Annotated in this window: 14 protein-coding genes; 5 read left to right on the top strand and 9 right to left on the bottom strand. The window is 56.2% G+C overall.

Annotated features, from left to right (window positions below; genetic code table 11):
• Positions 1 to 173 precede the first annotated feature (173 nt).
• Entirely contained in the window at positions 174 to 413 is a 240-nt protein-coding gene (gene zapB, locus ABUK12_RS15560; protein ID WP_410012706.1) for a cell division protein ZapB, read from the top strand.
• Between the two features lie 61 nt (positions 414 to 474).
• Here the strand turns inward: zapB and rraA are convergent, their stop codons facing one another.
• The 7 genes from rraA to priA all read right to left on the bottom strand — a co-directional run bounded on the left by rraA (position 475) and on the right by priA (position 8,740).
• The gene (gene rraA, locus ABUK12_RS15555) at positions 475 to 960 is read right to left on the bottom strand and encodes a ribonuclease E activity regulator RraA (RefSeq protein ID WP_162367566.1); all 486 of its coding nucleotides are present in this window, start codon (positions 958 to 960) and stop codon (positions 475 to 477) included.
• A 100-nt stretch (positions 961 to 1,060) separates the two neighbouring features.
• Positions 1,061 to 1,978, bottom strand: coding sequence for a 1,4-dihydroxy-2-naphthoate polyprenyltransferase (locus ABUK12_RS15550; RefSeq protein ID WP_410012705.1), 918 nt, complete (start codon positions 1,976 to 1,978; stop codon positions 1,061 to 1,063).
• 93 nt (positions 1,979 to 2,071) lie between these two features.
• On the bottom strand, positions 2,072 to 3,403 hold the full coding sequence (hslU, locus tag ABUK12_RS15545; RefSeq protein ID WP_410012704.1) for an HslU--HslV peptidase ATPase subunit: 1,332 nt from the start codon (positions 3,401 to 3,403) through the stop codon (positions 2,072 to 2,074).
• Positions 3,396 to 3,944: an ATP-dependent protease subunit HslV gene (gene hslV / locus ABUK12_RS15540; protein WP_410012703.1), complete on the bottom strand. Its 549-nt coding sequence runs from the start codon at positions 3,942 to 3,944 to the stop codon at positions 3,396 to 3,398. The genes hslU and hslV overlap by 8 nt, the downstream gene beginning before the upstream one ends.
• Positions 3,945 to 4,032: 88 nt before the next feature.
• Positions 4,033 to 5,169, bottom strand: coding sequence for a cell division protein FtsN (ftsN, locus tag ABUK12_RS15535; RefSeq protein ID WP_410012702.1), 1,137 nt, complete (start codon positions 5,167 to 5,169; stop codon positions 4,033 to 4,035).
• Positions 5,170 to 5,248: 79 nt separating this feature from the next.
• A complete protein-coding gene (gene cytR, locus ABUK12_RS15530) occupies positions 5,249 to 6,292 on the bottom strand; it encodes a DNA-binding transcriptional regulator CytR (protein ID WP_410012701.1) in 1,044 nt (347 codons plus the stop codon).
• A 252-nt stretch (positions 6,293 to 6,544) separates the two neighbouring features.
• Positions 6,545 to 8,740, bottom strand: coding sequence for a primosomal protein N' (gene priA / locus ABUK12_RS15525; RefSeq protein ID WP_410012700.1), 2,196 nt, complete (start codon positions 8,738 to 8,740; stop codon positions 6,545 to 6,547).
• A gap of 202 nt (positions 8,741 to 8,942) precedes the next feature.
• Between priA and rpmE the strand changes: the two genes are divergently transcribed.
• A complete protein-coding gene (gene rpmE / locus ABUK12_RS15520; protein ID WP_162367573.1) occupies positions 8,943 to 9,158 on the top strand; it encodes a 50S ribosomal protein L31 in 216 nt (71 codons plus the stop codon).
• 171 nt (positions 9,159 to 9,329) lie between these two features.
• Here rpmE and ABUK12_RS15515 read toward each other — a convergent pair whose 3' ends face one another.
• Together ABUK12_RS15515 and metJ are read right to left on the bottom strand one after the other, a co-directional pair.
• A complete protein-coding gene (locus ABUK12_RS15515; protein ID WP_410012699.1) occupies positions 9,330 to 10,487 on the bottom strand; it encodes an ankyrin repeat domain-containing protein in 1,158 nt (385 codons plus the stop codon).
• A 658-nt stretch (positions 10,488 to 11,145) separates the two neighbouring features.
• The gene (metJ, locus tag ABUK12_RS15510) at positions 11,146 to 11,463 is read right to left on the bottom strand and encodes a met regulon transcriptional regulator MetJ (protein WP_410012698.1); all 318 of its coding nucleotides are present in this window, start codon (positions 11,461 to 11,463) and stop codon (positions 11,146 to 11,148) included.
• A 324-nt stretch (positions 11,464 to 11,787) separates the two neighbouring features.
• On the opposite strand from metJ, the gene metB reads away from it, so the two are divergent.
• From metB to ABUK12_RS15495, 3 genes are all read left to right on the top strand, one after another.
• Positions 11,788 to 12,948, top strand: a complete 1,161-nt coding sequence (gene metB / locus ABUK12_RS15505) for a cystathionine gamma-synthase (RefSeq protein ID WP_410012697.1) — start codon at positions 11,788 to 11,790, stop codon at positions 12,946 to 12,948.
• 2 nt (positions 12,949 to 12,950) lie between these two features.
• Positions 12,951 to 15,386: a bifunctional aspartate kinase/homoserine dehydrogenase II gene (locus tag ABUK12_RS15500; RefSeq protein WP_410012696.1), complete on the top strand. Its 2,436-nt coding sequence runs from the start codon at positions 12,951 to 12,953 to the stop codon at positions 15,384 to 15,386.
• A 227-nt stretch (positions 15,387 to 15,613) separates the two neighbouring features.
• Positions 15,614 to 16,801, top strand: a complete 1,188-nt coding sequence (locus ABUK12_RS15495) for an ankyrin repeat domain-containing protein (RefSeq protein ID WP_410012695.1) — start codon at positions 15,614 to 15,616, stop codon at positions 16,799 to 16,801.
• Positions 16,802 to 16,848 lie beyond the last annotated feature (47 nt).

Genomic DNA, 16,848 nt, shown 5'->3' with positions numbered 1-16,848 from the left:
ACGATTGCGGCTGGACACTGGGGGAGGCGCTACATAAAATCCCCTCTCCAGGCTGTACCCGGGGCAATGTGATACGCGCCTGTAGCGGTGCTGACGCCAAGACGATTTAAGGGCTACACGCCGGCGTGTAGCTCCCATTCATGATTACACCTTGTAGGCTTAAGGGGGCTGAAATGGCTTTTGAAGTATTTGAAAAATTAGAAGCGAAGGTACAGCAGGCGATAGATACCATCACGCTGTTGCAAATGGAAATTGAAGAATTGAAAGAGAAGAATAACAGTCTGGCTCAGGAAATTCAGCAAGCGTCCAGCAACCGCGAGTCGCTGGTTAACGAAAATGAGCAGTTGAAGCAGGAGCAGGGCGTGTGGCAAGAGCGTTTACGCGCATTGCTCAGTAAGATGGAGGAAGTGTAACGCCGGCTTGCGGGCAACAACAAGGGCGATGCCAGATCGCCCTTTTGCGCGTTGCCGCCAATTACTCAAGATCTAGCGCGTCTTCCGACAGGATAATACCGGTATTGTCGGCGTAAAGATGATCGCCGGAAAAGAAGGTTACCCCGCCAAAATTGACCCGGATATCGCTCTCGCCTATGCCTTCGCTCGCGGCGCCGGCAGGCGTGGCGGCCATGGCCTGGATGCCTAGGTCAAGCTCTTCAAGATCGTCCACCTGGCGCACCGCGCCGTAAACCACGATACCTTCCCACTCGTTTTGCACCGCAAGCGTGCCCAGCTCGGCATTAATCAGCGCGCGCCTGACCGACCCGCCGCCATCAACGACCAACACGCGGCCAAGGCCGTTTTCTTCAAGCACGTCATAAAGCAAACCATTATCCTCGAAACATTTCACGGTAACGATTTGCCCGCCAAACGATGTCCTCCCGCCGAAATTGCTGAAGAGAGGTTCGACAACATTCACGTCTTCATGATAAATGTCGCATAGTTCTGAAGTATCGTATTTCATAGGATTTACGTCGGTTTGCCGCTGGAGCGGAAAGTATATCGCGTTCTCGCGCCAGTTGCCAAAACCATCAATTGTTAACTTGATGCGCGTCAGAAAACGTTTAGCTAAACAGCAGCCCCACGGCAAACAGGATATTGATCAGCAGCGCGCATTTTACGGTTTTTTCCAGCATGGGACGGATGCCTGACGGGTCTGGCTCGTGCAGGACATAACGCGCCTGCATATACAGCGCCGGCACGGCCAGGGCGAACAGCCAGCCTACCAGGTTGCGCAACTCAAGCAGGGTGAAAACGGCCAGGCACAACACCGCGCACGCCAGCAGGCCCGCATGATAATAACGCGCCCGCAGCGGCCCGAGACGCACCGCGAGCGTGTTCTTCCCGGTCAGGCGATCGGTTTCGATATCCCGCAGATTATTGATATTCAACACGGCGGCCGCCAATAGCCCACAGGCGGTAGCCGGTAGCATCACGATGGTATGGAAGGCGCCGGTTTGCAGATAATAGCTGCCGCCGACGCTGAGCCAGCCGAAAAAAATCAGCACCGACAGATCGCCCAAGCCCATATAACCGTAGGGGCGCGTACCCATGGTATAAGTAATGGCGGCGATAATCGACAGTACGCCGAGGGCCAGGAAACCCAGGATATCGGCGGGTTTTTCGCAGGCCACGGCAATAAGCGTTGCGCCGGAAATCAGCGACAGGGCGATGGCGATAATCAACGCCAGTTTCATCTGCCCGCGGGAGATAACGCCCATCTGCATACCGCGCAGCGGCCCGATGCGGCCGTGATCGTCGCTGCCTTTCACTGAATCGCCATAATCGTTGGCCAGATTGGACAGGATTTGCAGCAGCGCGGCGGTAAGCAGCGCCAGCAGCGCGACGCCGGGTTTAAAATGGCCTTGCCAGCCGGCAATCGCCGAGCCGGTGACGATAGAGGCCAGCGCCAGCGGCAGCGTGCGCAGGCGCAGGCTGACCATCCAGGCTTTGGTCGGGCTGATGGTGACGGTTTCGCTCATAATTAACGAATCTTATGTGTAATACCCGGTTTTGGCAAAAAAAAAACGGGAGGCCGGAGCCTCCCATTGCGGATGTCGTTTACCCCTTGGCGCTTACAGGATAAATCGGCTCAAATCTTCGTCAGATATTAGCTCATCCAGATGGCTACGAACATAATCTGCATCAATTGAAATTGTTTTACCATCCCATTCGCTGGCGTCATAGGAAATATCTTCCATCAGGCGCTCAAGCACGGTATGCAGGCGACGGGCGCCGATATTCTCGGTGCGTTCGTTGACCTGCCAGGCGGCCTCGGCGATGCGTCGGATGCCGTCGGCGGTAAATTCGATGCTGACGCCTTCGGTGGCCATCAGCGCTTTGTACTGAATCGTCAGGGAAGCGCTGGGTTCGGTCAGGATACGCTCGAAATCGTTGGTCGTCAGGGCTTCAAGCGCGACGCGGATCGGCAGCCGGCCTTGCAGCTCCGGAATCAAATCGGACGGGCTGGACACCTGGAACGCGCCGGAGGCGATAAACAGGATATGGTCGGTTTTTACCATGCCGTGTTTCGTCGAGACGGTACAGCCTTCCACCAACGGCAGTAAATCCCGTTGCACGCCCTCGCGGGAGACATCCGGGCCGGACGTTTCGCCGCGTTTGCAGATTTTATCAATTTCATCGATAAATACGATGCCGTGCTGTTCGACGGCTTCGATAGCCAGCTCTTTCAGCTCTTCCGGATTGACCAGCTTTGCCGCCTCTTCCTCGACCAGCAGCTTCAGCGCTTCCTTGATTTTAATCTTGCGTGGTTTTTGTTTTTGCCCGGCCAGGTTTTTGAACATCGATTGCAGCTGATTGGTCATCTCCTCCATTCCCGGAGGCGCCATAATCTCGACGCCCATCGGCGCGGCGGCCAGGTTTATCTCGATCTCTTTATCGTCCAGCTGGCCTTCGCGCAGCTTTTTACGGAAATTCTGACGCGCCGCCGACGGTTCGGCGGTCTCCTCCGGCTGGCCCCAATTATTTTTCGGCAGCGGGATCAGCACATCCAGCACGCGTTCTTCCGCTAATTCTTCGGCGCGCTGGCGGTTTTTATCCATGGATTGCAGGCGCACCATTTTTACCGCCGCGTCGGTGAGATCGCGGATGATTGAATCCACTTCTTTGCCGACGTAACCGACTTCGGTAAATTTAGTGGCTTCCACCTTGATAAACGGCGCGTTGGCCAGTTTTGCCAGACGGCGGGCGATTTCTGTTTTACCGACGCCGGTCGGGCCGATCATCAGGATATTTTTTGGCGTCACTTCATGACGCAATGCTTCGTCCAGCTGCATGCGGCGCCAGCGATTGCGCAGCGCGATGGCAACCGCGCGTTTTGCATTATGCTGTCCGATAATATAGTCGTCGAGTTCGCTGACGATTTCGCGTGGAGTCATCTCAGACATTTTCAGGCTCCTTCACTTTGGAGGTGATTTCTTTAATCGTGTGGAATTGATTGGTGTAAATGCAGATGTCTCCCGCGATCGTCAATGCTTTCTCCACGATATCCCGCGCGCCAAGCTCGGTGTTATCAAGCAAGGCGCGCGCGGCGGCCTGGGCATACGGCCCGCCGGAACCAATGGCGATCAGATCGTCTTCCGGCTGTATAACATCGCCATTGCCGGTAATGATAAGCGACGTCTGTTCATCCGCCACCGCCAGTATGGCCTCCAGCTTGCGTAACATGCGATCCGTACGCCAGTCCTTAGCCAACTCCACGGCCGCCTTGGTCAGATGGCCTTGATGCAGTTCCAGCTTACGCTCGAACAGTTCGAATAAGGTAAAGGCATCCGCGGTGCCGCCGGCAAAACCCGCTATCACTTGATCATGGTAAAGCGTACGGACTTTGCGCACATTCCCTTTCATCACGGTATTACCCAGGGTAGCCTGGCCGTCGCCGCCGATGGCCACACGGCCATTGCGGCGTACGCTTACGATTGTTGTCACGTGCAACCCTCCGGTAACTATAGATTCAAGCGTCTCATAATGAGTATGAGACATATTGAATTTATAGATGGGGTGGGATTAAGGGTTTTCAACCCCCACTGGCAATGGGAATGCAATTTGACACCCCGGACGCGCGTAAATTTTGCAGCGACTTATCGGCGCCGGCGCGGGTGGAATAGGGGCCCAACATGACGCGGTTCCAGCCGCCATTGCTGGTGATCCGGCTTTCAATGCCGCCGAAGGCGAGCTGGGCGCGGATAGACTCGGCCTGATCCATCGCTTTAAACGAACCACACTGGATCAGCCAGCGTTGGGCTTTTTCCGCCGGTTCTTTTTCCGCCTTCGCTTCGGCCTTGGGTTCGGCGCGGGCTTCCGTTTTCGTCTGGGGCGCCGGTTGTATGGCAGTCACCGGCGCCTGATGAGGCTGTTGCACCTGCTGTGCGGCCGGCGCCTGGCGCGGCGGCTGTTGAACCTGCTGTGCGGCCGGCGCCTGGCGCGGCGGCTGTTGCACCTGCTGTGCGGCCGGCGCCTGGCGCGGCGGTTGTTGCACCTGCTGTACGGCCGGCGCCTGGCGCGGCGGCTGTTGCACCTGCTGTGCGGCCGGCGCCTGGCGCGGCGGCTGTTGCACCTGCTGTACGGCCGGCGCCTGGCGCGGCGGCTGTTGCTCAACCGGCGCGGAGAAAACCTGGCGCGGTTGTACCGGCGTGGCGGCAGGCGTTGGACGCGGCGCAGGCGTCGTCTGGAATGATTGCTGGTTCTGCTGGTTACGGGCGTGATTTGCCGCCGACGATTTCACCTGGTCGTTATAAGGCACTTCGTTGAGGTGGGTCGGCTGCTGGCGCATGTCCGCTTGCATCTGCTCAAGCAACTGGCGCTGCTCGTCGGTCAACTGGGCGGGTGTTTGCACCTCGCCGCCCGCGGTGGGCTCGGTAGGCGTTTGCACCCCTATCTGGCGATTTTCCAGCTCTTTAATATAACGCCAACGCTCTTCCGGTTTAGGCGGCAGGCCGTTGCTGGTATGGTTGCCGTGGCTCGGCAGAATGACTGCCTCCTCCGTCTTATTGTGGGCAATAAAGTAGAGACCGCCAATAAACGTAATCAATACGGCAACGGCCAATGCGATCATGGTCTTTGAGATGCCGGAAGAGGTGCGTTTTTTTCGACTGTTGGTTTTTTTGCGCCGCGTGTTTGTCCTTCCACGGCCTACATAGTCTCTTTGTGCCACTGTCGTTTCGCTAAGTTTGAGAAAGTAACCAGCCCGTCATGTTACTGAAGGCAATAATATTTGACCAGCGCCTGTAGTCCTAAAGCGCATTTCGTTTTATGCGGGGCATGGCGGTACTGCCCCGGACGATCAGTTTGCTATCCAATAGCAGGGAGGTATTCGCTACCGCCTGTTGCCTGAGCTGCTGCAAGAGTAACAATAACGCCTCTCGGCCAAGCTGGTAGCTCGGCTGGGCCACGGTAGTCAACGGTGGGTCGCAGAATTTCGCAAGCGTTATATCGTCGAAGCCGACCAGGGACAAATCCCCCGGCACGTCCAGCCCAATTTTCTTCGCCTGGGATAAAACGCCAAACGCTATGATATCACTGTGACAAAAGATAGCAGTAGGCGGATACGTTCGCGAAATTAATGCATTAAGTCCCGCCGCGCCTGCCTCGTAACTCACGTCGCCCTGGATGACAATATGATCTTCGGGCGGGATGCCATGACGTCGCAGCGCCTGAATATACCCCTGTACCCGATAATGACAAAGCATCAGATGCTCCGGGCCGCTAATGCAGGCGATACGCTGGTGGCCAAGGCTGAACAGATAATCCACCGCCTCATAGGCCGCGGTAAGATTATCGATATGCACCGTGGGCAATGCAAGCTCCGGAACAAACTCATTGACCATCACCATCGGCGGCAGGTTTTGCTGCTCTGCGATATCAATGGCAAATGGCGGCTCGGACCCGAGCAGCAACATACCATCTATCTGCCTGGCAATGATCAAATCACTGAAGCTTTTTTTATGTGGGCGCTGGTGGGCGTAGTCGGCAATCAGGACCAGATAGCCGTTTTCATCGGCGGTTTCCTCAATGCCGCGCAGGATTTCAGAGAAAAAGGGATCGCAGATATCCGGCACCAGGGCCAGCAGGTTGCAGGTTTCATTTCGTTTTACCTGGCGGCCGAGAGGCTGCGGGGAATAGCCGACATCGCTTACGGCGAGCTGGACTTTTCTACGCGTGGTGACGGAGACTTTCTCCGGATTCATGAGCGCCCTGGAAACCGTGGCTGTCGACACGCCGGCTTTTTCCGCCACATCCTTCATGGTCGCCAGGCCGGCAAACTTTTTAGATTCCACATCTTTCTCCTGATGTCAGCGCAATAGGCACGTTTTATCGCGCATGTTCCATACGGTGTTCCGGTGCGACCCTCAACACCAGCGCCCGGAAAGATGCCGGCCGCGCGTGGCGGCACGGGACGATCCCAGTGTCCCCTGGCCCGTCTTTTCTATCAGATAGTGCGTTACTTGAGTGACTAAAAAGATCGTTCCGGTACAAACTTTGAATATTATCCGAATGTGATGCGCAAAATACTGATAACCCCGTCAGGATTAAATATCCACCGGATCCACATCCAGCGACCACTTTACCTTGCGCGCCTGGGTCATGGTGCCCACCAGCGGCAGGCTGGCGGCGACCAGTCGTTGCAATTGCGCGCGCGAAGGGTGTTGCAGCAGCAGTTGCCAGCGAAAACGTCCGCCGCGTTTGGGCTGCAGCGCTGGGATAGGTCCCATCAGCCACAGGGACTCATCGCGTAACGGGCTGGCATCCAGCAACTGGCGCAGTCGCTCCAGGAACTGCCTGGCCTGTTGGTTATCGTGGTCTTCCGCCCGAAACAGAATATGGCTGGTAAAGGGCGGCAACAGCACCGTCTGGCGTTCGGCCAGCGCCTGTAGCGCAAAAGCCATATACCCTTCATGCAGTAATACCTGCAATAACGGATGATCGGGATGATGCGTTTGCAAGAACACTTCGCCCGGTTTACCGGCGCGCCCCGCGCGTCCCGAAACCTGGGTATAGAGCTGCGCGAACCGCTCCGCCGAGCGGAAATCGGCCGAAAACAGCGCGCCGTCCACATCCAGCAGCGACACCAGCGTGACGTCCGGGAAATGGTGCCCTTTCGCCAGCATCTGGGTGCCGATTAAAATACGGGCGCCGCCTTTATGCACTTCGGCCAAATGGTGTTCCAACGCGCCTTTGCGCGACGTGGTGTCGCGATCGACACGGGTAATGGGGGTGGTGGGGAATAATGCCGTCAGCGTTTCTTCAAGCTGCTCGGTACCGAGGCCGACCGGCACCAACTGGGTTGAACCGCACTGCGGGCATTGATTGGGGATCGGTCGCTGGCTGTCGCAATGATGGCAACGCATCAGGCGCTGCTGCTGGTGAAGGGTATAATAATGATCGCAGCGCTGGCATTCGGCGATCCAGCCGCATTCGTGGCATAACAGCGCCGGGGCGAAGCCGCGCCGGTTCAGGAACAGCATCACCTGGTTGCCGGCATCAAGATGGGTACGCATTTTTTTCAACAGCGGCTGCGACATGCCGTTGGTCAGCGCCAGTCCCTTCAGATCCTGCAACTGCTGCGTGGCGGGCCTGGCGTTGCCCGCGCGTTTGCCAAGCGTCAGGTTGCGGTATTTTTTCAGTTGGACGTTATACAGCGTTTCCAGCGCGGGCGTCGCCGACCCCAGCACAATGGGAATGTTTTCTTCGCGCGCGCGGAATACCGCCAGGTCGCGGGCATGATAACGCCAGCCCTCGTGTTGTTTATAAGAGCTGTCATGCTCTTCGTCGATAACGATAATGCCCAGGCGGGCAAAGGGCGTAAACAGCGCCGATCGGGTGCCGATGACAATCGCCGTTTCGCCGCTGCGCGCGTTCAGCCAGACCGCCATGCGTTCACTGTCGTTTAAACCGGAATGCAGCACCTCCACCGGCGCGTGAAAGCGTTCACGAAAGCGGGCAATCGTCTGCGGGGTCAGGCCTATTTCCGGCACCAGGATCAGTGCCTGCTTGCCTTTGGCCAGGATATTTTCCAGCACCGTCAAATAGACTTCTGTCTTGCCCGAGCCGGTAACCCCGGCCAGCAGCCAGGCGGCGAACCGATCGTCTTCGCTGCGGATGGCGCCGACGGCGGTGGCCTGTTCGGTATTAAGCCGCAGTCGTTCCCCCTCGACCCGATAACTCTCGCGCCAGTCGCCGACGGCGGCGGGGCTGGAACGTAAATCACTCAACCCCTTGGCGCGCAGGGCCTGCAGCGCGCTATCGGCCAGCATGAGTTCCCCAACCTGATGCCGGTAGACAGGGCCTTGCAACAGGGCGGCCAGCGCCTGCTGCTGTTTCGGCGCCCGTTTCAGGGTGTCAAGCGCCGTCGCGCGTCCCTGTTCGGTGGCGAACCATTGCCATAACGGCGCCGTTTCCGCCGCTTTGCCCTGGCGAATCAATACCGGCAACGCGTGGAACAGCACTTCCCCGACCGGGTAATGATAATAACCGATGGCCCAGTTCAGAATCCGCCACAGACTTTGCGGGAATAGGGAATGTTCATCAAGCACGTCGGTGATGCTTTTGAGTTTATCCAGCGGCAGTTCGCTTTCTTCGCTGATGCCGGTGACGATGCCGATGGCGTGGCGTTGTCCAAAGGGAACGCGGACGCGCCCACCCACCGCGGGGCGCAGATGGCCGGGCAAAAGATAATCGAACGTGCGTGCCAATGGCACCGGTAGCGCAACGTGAACAACAGGCATCGACTCATCCAGGGTGGAAAAATTGCGCTGATAGTGTACACTGTGTCGCCTTCAATGCACGGATGTGTTTGCAAAGCCCGGCGGCATTCTGTATGATTCGCCGCCTTTGGTGCCATCCGGCATTAGAGAAACTCAACTCCCTTCGCGTGGTGTCCGGCGGAAGAAGACTGGATAGCGACGCGGCCTTACGACGAGGTTTTCCATGAAAAAAGATATCCATCCGAAATACGTAGAAATTACTGCAACCTGTTCTTGCGGTAACGTTATCAAGACCCACTCCACCCTGGGCCACGATTTGACCCTGGACGTTTGCGGCGCCTGCCATCCGTTCTACACCGGTAAACAACGTGTTGTTGATACCGGCGGACGTGTTGATCGCTTTAACAAACGTTTCAGCGTTCCGGTCAGTAAAAAATAATTGCCTGACCGACAGCACAAAAATCACCCAGTGTGACTTTTGCTGTTTAACGAAGCCCCGGCCGCAAGGCTGGGGCTTCGTTTTTTAACGGCAGGAAAAGAACGCGCCCGCCCCGCTGTGTTGATCGCCCTTGATGTTCAAGCCCCCCGCAGAAAAGTGCCGCGCTGGTCGTTACCTTTCTTTCAGCAGCCTGGTAATGCCGCCTTCGCGCCGGATTAACGCATAGAATAATGCGTTGCAGCCATAATTATCCGTGGCTTTAATATCGATATCCGGCTCGTCAAGCAAACGTCTTATCGCCTGGGTATGACCATTGAGGACGGCGCAATGCAACGGGGTCCATCCGTCATTCTGGCGCCTGTTGATCTGGATATTGGGTTTGCGCAACAGAAGGTCCACCAAAACGGTATTGCCTTGGGTCGCGGCATAATGCAGCGCTGTCCAGCCTTCAGCCTGGGCGGAATTGATATCGATGTCCGGCAATGCAATCAAGCGGATAGCGATATCGGTGCGCAACAGGGCCAGCGCGCTTAGCAACGCCGTGTAGCCGAGGCTGTCGGCGCAATCAGCATTAATCCCGGGCGCGGACAGCAGCCGGTGAACGATGGGATCAAGACCGTCCTTGGCCGCGAGTTGCAAGGGGGTACAGCCGTCGTTATCACAACGGTTCACATCAATGCCAGGGGTGGCCAGCAATTGTTGTATCGCCGTTATTTTCCCGGCAAGCATGTCCTTTGCAACATCCGCCGGACCGAGAGTCATGGCGGCATAGTGCAGAGGGGTGGCACCGATATGATCGCCGGCGTTAACGTTAATCTCCCGCCTTGCCAGCAGTAACTCCAGCACGGCGACATGACCGAACGCGGCGGCGCAATGCAGCGCCGTTGAACCGAGATGGTTAACGGCGTGGATATTAACGCCGGGCTGGGCCAGCAGTTGCGCGCTGATAGCGTCATCATTGTTCAGGGCGACAAAATGCAGGGCGCTGAGTCTATTCCGATCGGCGGCATTGACGTCTATTTTCGGCAGCGCAAGCAGTTGTCTGACGATAACGGGATGATGATGCCGGATCGCCTCCATTAACAGCGTCCTGTCATTTTCTGCTTTAGTGAGCGTGGCGATATCCAAGGCCATGGCTTGGCAAAACGGCACTATTCGCGTATTTCCCTGGCAAACTTGGGCAAATATTTGCTGCGCCAGCGCAGTTTTTTCAATGCGCCGAAACGCAAAAAGCGCCTCGTCCCGGTCGATACCGCCCAATCTCATCACATTAAGCAAATCACCCAAGTCCAGGTTGCGGAAAATAGCGGCCTTTATTTCGGATGGCATGGCGGCGAAATCCGGCCCGGAAGGCGGAACGACATTTTTTATCTGGAGGATAGGGCGCGCAGCAAATGCCCGGGCCATGTCCACGCCTTGGCTATGCACGATCGCGCGCCCGGCGAGGGCTTGCGCCTTTTTCTTCACCCGGCCGCCGGGGCGAGACAGTGTTTCCGGCCATGACGTTACCGATTGTATTTTTTTGAGGAAGCGTTGAGGCAACGATATCTCCTGAGAATATGGCAAACGGCGTTGCGTCGAAAATAAGCAGATTGGCGCAGGGGCCCCGGAAATAGGTAAACAAAAAGGATGCATAATGTTAAGCCTATAGGATACAAGGATTTTTATGATAATGGTTACAACAGGGAAATCAGCTTATTTTATCGCGGCTATGCGACGATGGCGGCGTCCCCCGACAGGCACGCAGGGATGGGGTGAATTTATTTTTCTGATTTTGAAGGGCTTTTTTTCATTATTGCGGCCGGCTAGAGTTGGGCGGAGGGTAAAGGGAGCCGCTTATAATGTTAATGCCCGTCAGTTAACGACCAGCAGCGTGCAACGGCACAGGCATTTATGCCAGGCAACGGGGGACGCAGGCAACGATTGCCCGCGCGCGGATGGCGCTAGCGCGAAGCCTTCGCCACGCGCTGTCTTTACCTGGCCGGGGTTAGTATTCCCACGTGTCGGGATTGATGCCCATTTCGCGCATCAGCTCCTTGGCGGCTTCGGGAATTTCGTCGCTACGTTCTTTACGCAGGTCGTTATCGTCTGGCAGCGGCTGGCCGGTAAACGCATGCAGGAACGCCTCGCAAAGCAGTTCGCTATTGGTGGCATGCCGCAGGTTGTTGACCTGGCGCCGGGTTCTTTCGTCGGTCAGGATTTTGAGAACCTTCAGCGGAATGGATACCGTAATTTTTTTTACCTGCTCGCTTTTTTTACCATGTTCAGCATAAGGGCTGACATACTCACCTTTCCATTCCGCCATGGGATACCTTAACTCTCATCAAATGAATATAATATGCTAAAAACGGGCAGATTATGCCGTAACTGTCTGTCTCTCACTACCGTATGCCCGCTTATTTTGCGATTTATCAACTTTTCCTATCACCCCGCCCTCGACCTGGCCTGGCGGCTGCGGTAAAAAGTCAGTTAGATTTTAACACTTAAAACCCGCATAATTTTAGCTGTTATTAATGCATTGCTCAATCTATACGCAAAGAAGTTTAGATGTCCAGATGTATTGACGTCTATCGCCGGGCGGTTTACTCTTTGACCTTCACTCTCACGCACACAGTCAGGATGCGAGTACATGACGCGTAAGCAGGCCACCATCGCAGTTCGCAGCGGGTTAAATAATGATGAACAGTTCGGCTGCGTCGTTCCCCCCATCACCCTTTCCAGCACCTATAACTTTACCGACTTCAATCAACCGCGCGTGCATGATTACTCGAGGCGCGGTAACCCGACCCGGGATGTGGTGCAGCGCGCGTTGGCGGAACTGGAGGGCGGCGCGGGCGCGGTGATGACCAGCAGCGGCATGTCGGCGATACATCTTGTCTGTACCGTATTCCTGCAACCCGGCGATCTGCTGGTGGCGCCGCATGATTGCTACGGCGGCAGCTATCGCCTGTTCGACAGTCTGAGCAAACGCGGCGCGTACCGGGTCAAATTTGTCGATCAGGGGGATGCGGGGGCGTTGCAGGCGGCACTTGACGAAAAACCCAAGCTGGTACTGATCGAAACGCCCAGCAACCCGCTGCTGCGGGTGGTGGACATCACCGCTATATGCCAGGCCGCCCATCGGGCGGGCGCCCTGTGCGTGGTGGATAATACCTTTATGAGCCCGGCCCTGCAGCAGCCGCTGGCCCTGGGGGCCGATCTGGTGGTGCACTCCTGTACCAAATACCTTAACGGGCACTCCGACGTGGTGGCCGGCACGGTGATAGCCAAGGACGACGCGCTCGCCACCGAGCTTGCCTGGTGGGCCAATAACATCGGCGTGACCGGCGCCGCCTTCGATAGCTATCTTTTGTTGCGCGGCATCCGCACCCTGGCGCCGCGCATACGCCAGCAGCAAAGCAATGCCCTGGATATCGTGGCCTATTTGCAACAGCAGCCGCTGGTGAAAAAATTATATTACCCCGGCCTGCCGGACAATGCCGGTCATGAAATCGCCTGTCGCCAGCAAAAAGGGTTCGGCGCCATGCTCAGCTTTGAAGTGAACGGCGATGAATCCGTGCTGCGCCGCTTTTTAGCCAGCCTGGAATTATTTACCCTGGCGGAATCCCTTGGCGGCGTAGAGAGCCTGATTTCCCATGCCGCCACCATGACCCACGCGGGTATGGCGCCTGCGGCACGCGCTGCGGCCGGTATATCGGAAACATTATTGCGGGTGTCCGTCGGCATTGAAGACAGCGAAGATTTAATTGCCGATCTGGAACAGGCTTTCCAGGCGGCGGCGAAGAGGTAGTTATGAGTGCTCTGGGAACGACGGTACGCTTGGCCGGCAGGCAACTGCACAAGTTTGGCGGCAGTAGTCTGGCCGATGTGAAGTGTTACCAACGGGTCGCGGGCATTATGGCCGATTACAGCCAACCCGGTGATTTAATGGTGGTCTCCGCGGCGGGCTCCACCACCAACCAGCTGATCAGCTGGCTTAAGCTGAGCCAAACCGATCGCCTTTCCGCGCATCAGGTCCAGCAGACCCTGCGCCGCTACCAGCAGCAACTGTTCGCCGGCCTGCTGCCGCCCGACCTGGCGGATGCGATGATGACGGAATTTATCCGCGATCTGGAGCGTTTGGCGGTATTGCTGGACGGCGCGGTGACCGATAGCGTGTATGCGGAAGTGGTCGGCCACGGTGAAATCTGGTCGGCGCGTCTTATGGCGGCGGTACTCAACTGCCAGGATATCGAGGCGGTCTGGCTGGACGCGCGGGATTTCCTGCGCGCTGAATATGCCGCCCAGCCGCAGGTAGACGAAGGGCGTTCATGGCCCTTATTACAGCAGCTATTGACCCAATACCCCAGCCAACGTCTGGTGGTCACCGGCTTTATCTGCCGCAATCAGGCCGGGGAAACAGTATTGCTTGGGCGTAACGGCAGCGACTATTCCGCCACCCAAATCGGCGCGCTGGCCGGTGTGGCCAGGGTGACCATCTGGAGCGACGTGGCCGGGGTCTATAGCGCCGATCCGCGCAAGGTGAAAGACGCCTGCCTGCTGCCCCTGCTGCGATTGGACGAAGCCAGCGAGCTGGCGCGCCTGGCGGCGCCGGTATTGCATACCCGCACCCTGCAGCCGGTATCCGGCAGCGATATCGATCTGTTATTGCGCTGCAGCTATCAGCCGGAACAGGGGTCTACACGTATCGAGCGGGTACTGGCTTCCGGCACCGGGGCGAAAATCGTCACCAGCCACGACGATGTCTGCCTGATCGAGCTGACCATTGCGCCGCAGCACGACTTTTCCCTGGCGCAGAAAGAACTCGACCAGGCGTTAAAGCGCGCGCAAATCAAGCCGCTGGCGGTAGGCGTTCATCGCGATCGGCGGCTGTTGCAGCTGTGCTATACCTCCGAACTGGTCCATAGCGTGTTCCAGACCCTGCAGCAGGCGGAGCTGCCGGGAGAGCTTAAGCTGCGCGCAGGACTGGCGCTGGTGGCGATGGTCGGCGCGGGGGTTACTAAAAACCCGCTGCACTGCCATCGTTTTTACCAACAGTTAAAATATCAGCCGGTGGAATTTTTCTGGCAGGCGGAGGACGGCATCAGCCTGGTGGCGGTATTGCGCGTCGGTCCCACCGAACATGTGGTGCAGGGATTGCACACCTCGTTGTTCCGCGCCGAAAAGCGCATCGGCCTGATCCTGTTCGGCAAAGGCAATATCGGCTCGCGCTGGCTGGAGTTGTTCGCCCGCGAGCAGGAAAGCCTGTCGGCGCGCACTGGTTTTGAGTTTATCCTCAGCGGCGTGGTGGACAGCCGGCGCAGCCTGCTCAGCTATGACGGGCTGAACGCCAGTCGGGCGCTGGCTTTCTTTCATGATGAGGCCGTCGAGCAGGAGCCGGAAGACCTGTTTTTATGGATGCGCGCCCATCCCTATGATGATTTGGTGGTGCTCGATGTCACCGCCAGCGAAGCGCTGGCCGGACAATATCTGGATTTCGCCAGCTATGGTTTTCACGTTATCAGCGCCAATAAGCTGGCGGGCGCCTCCAGCGGTGACAACTACCGCCAGATCCGCGACGCCTTTGCCAAAACCGGTCGTCATTGGTTATACAACGCCACCGTGGGCGCCGGCCTGCCGGTTAACCATACGGTGCGCGATCTGCGCGACAGCGGCGACAGCATCTTGTCCATAAGCGGCATTTTTTCCGGTACCCTTTCCTGGCTTTTTCTGCAATTCGACGGCACGGTGCCTTTTACCGATTTGGTGGAACAGGCCTGGCAGCAGGGGCTGACCGAACCCGATCCGCGGGTGGATTTATCCGGCCAGGACGTGATGCGCAAGCTGGTGATCCTGGCGCGCGAAGCGGGTTATGAAATCGAGCCGAACCACGTGCGGGTGGAATCGCTAGTATCGCCCGACAGCGTGCTCGGGTCGGTGGATCAGTTTTTTGAGGACGGCCATGCCCTTAATGAACAAATGGTCCAACGTCTGGAGGCGGCGAATGAGATGGGCCTGGTGCTGCGCTATGTGGCGCGTTTTGACGCCAACGGCAAGGCGCGGGTCGGGGTGGAGGCGGTACGTCCCGAGCACCCGCTGGCGTCGTTGCTGCCTTGCGATAACGTGTTCGCCATCGAAAGCCGCTGGTACCGCGATAACCCGTTGGTCATCCGTGGGCCGGGCGCGGGCCGGGATGTTACCGCCGGCGCCATCCAGTCGGATTTGAACCGGCTGGCGCAATTATTATAATGCCATTCACGGGCGGAGAAATCCGCCCGCTGCTACCTGTGTTTATCTCCCCCTCTATTGAGCAGAATTCGGTATCTGCTTAATTAAACGAAGTATAACCTTAGCTTTGAAAATTCATTAATTTTTTGTCTGCTTCTGAAATTTATCATATTGTGTATTTTACTTATTGCCGTAAATATAGCGGGTAATACCCATCGTCAGTAGATAATAAAAGGAGTTGTCAAAGGATGAATGGATGCCATCAATTGCAGGCCGAATCCCTTAGTATCATCAAGACTAATCTCAAACCTCTACAGCAACAGAACGACTGTATCCCGGGGCTGAAATCATGTGTTAGCATAAAAAATAACTGCATCGCGCTCTATTTTGATAGATTGCCCAAGGAGATTATCGGCGATATTTTGGGTAGGCTGCCGGTGCCGGACTTGATCCGATTGTCACAGACGACGCCAGATTTCGAGGCGGAATCTCAACGTATTCTGAATTTATTACAGGAAAAGTCTAAAGCGGAAATTTATTTTCAACTGGTCGCCAGTGGCGATGATAGTGCCTTGCGTACTCTTATCAAGTTGGGCCAGAACCTCGGCCATAGCATTGATCATGAAACGGGTAATACGCTATTGCATGAAGCGGTGAATGCTAATCAACCTACAGTAATGGAAGCCCTTTTAGAGTCAGGAACGATAGATGTTAATACCAAAAATCTTACAGGATTCACGCCATTGCTGATGGCGGTAAAAAAGGAAGATATTGTTGCGGTTAATAAGCTGATCAATGCGCCTGGCATTAACATGAATATTAGTTATGATATCAGTGATAGAGGTATTTATGGTTTTGGAGAATATGATTTTGTATTCGCCCTCTCGCATAAATATAATTCAGGCGCCACCGCTCTCCATTTTGCCGTCGATGCCGGTAATGTTGAGGTGTTCGACGCTATATGTAAAAATGAAAACACGGATGTCAATATTGTTGACCAGGACGGTAACACTGCTTTAATGAAAGCAATTTTCAAGAAACAAAATGAAATGGTTCGCCGGTTGTTAAAAAGAAATGATATTATTCTGTGCCAGCAAGACCAACGGTGCCGCGAATTGCTGCATACCGCCGTGCTGGGCGGCAATGATGATATCTTGCCGGATCTGCTGGAAACCCTGGCCGATGTAAATATTGAGGACCGTCGGGGCGACACCGCTTTGCATATTGCGGTGATAAAAGGCGCCAAAGAAACAGTCGACAGATTACTTACTGCGTCAAAGATAAATATTGATGCCCGCAACCGCGGACTGTGGACACCGCAACAAATAGCGCATTCCGGGGGGCTTGCCGATATTGTACGTTTATTAGAACAAAGACGACTGCGCGACCGGCGGCCTCGGACATCAGAATCGGTTGAACATCACAGCGGCGGATAAAGTGAATTTTTTTCATAATGCGTGAAGATTACTCCCCATCCTGCCAA

This window comes from Sodalis sp. C49, from assembly GCF_046352915.1.
In the GTDB taxonomy this organism is placed as follows: domain Bacteria; phylum Pseudomonadota; class Gammaproteobacteria; order Enterobacterales; family Enterobacteriaceae; genus Acerihabitans.
This window is presented reverse-complemented; position numbering and strand designations above follow the sequence as displayed.

Excerpts from the sequence above, each read along its gene's own strand:
- zapB (WP_410012706.1), top strand. The coding sequence starts at position 174 with ATGGCTTTTGAAGTATTTGAAAAATTAGAAGCGAAGGTACAGCAGGCG.
- rraA (WP_162367566.1), bottom strand. The coding sequence starts at position 960 with ATGAAATACGATACTTCAGAACTATGCGACATTTATCATGAAGACGTG.
- ABUK12_RS15550 (WP_410012705.1), bottom strand. The coding sequence starts at position 1,978 with ATGAGCGAAACCGTCACCATCAGCCCGACCAAAGCCTGGATGGTCAGC.
- hslU (WP_410012704.1), bottom strand. The coding sequence starts at position 3,403 with ATGTCTGAGATGACTCCACGCGAAATCGTCAGCGAACTCGACGACTAT.
- priA (WP_410012700.1), bottom strand. The coding sequence starts at position 8,740 with ATGCCTGTTGTTCACGTTGCGCTACCGGTGCCATTGGCACGCACGTTC.
- rpmE (WP_162367573.1), top strand. The coding sequence starts at position 8,943 with ATGAAAAAAGATATCCATCCGAAATACGTAGAAATTACTGCAACCTGT.
- ABUK12_RS15515 (WP_410012699.1), bottom strand. The coding sequence starts at position 10,487 with ATGCCATCCGAAATAAAGGCCGCTATTTTCCGCAACCTGGACTTGGGT.
- metJ (WP_410012698.1), bottom strand. The coding sequence starts at position 11,463 with ATGGCGGAATGGAAAGGTGAGTATGTCAGCCCTTATGCTGAACATGGT.
- metB (WP_410012697.1), top strand. The coding sequence starts at position 11,788 with ATGACGCGTAAGCAGGCCACCATCGCAGTTCGCAGCGGGTTAAATAAT.
- ABUK12_RS15500 (WP_410012696.1), top strand. The coding sequence starts at position 12,951 with ATGAGTGCTCTGGGAACGACGGTACGCTTGGCCGGCAGGCAACTGCAC.
- ABUK12_RS15495 (WP_410012695.1), top strand. The coding sequence starts at position 15,614 with ATGAATGGATGCCATCAATTGCAGGCCGAATCCCTTAGTATCATCAAG.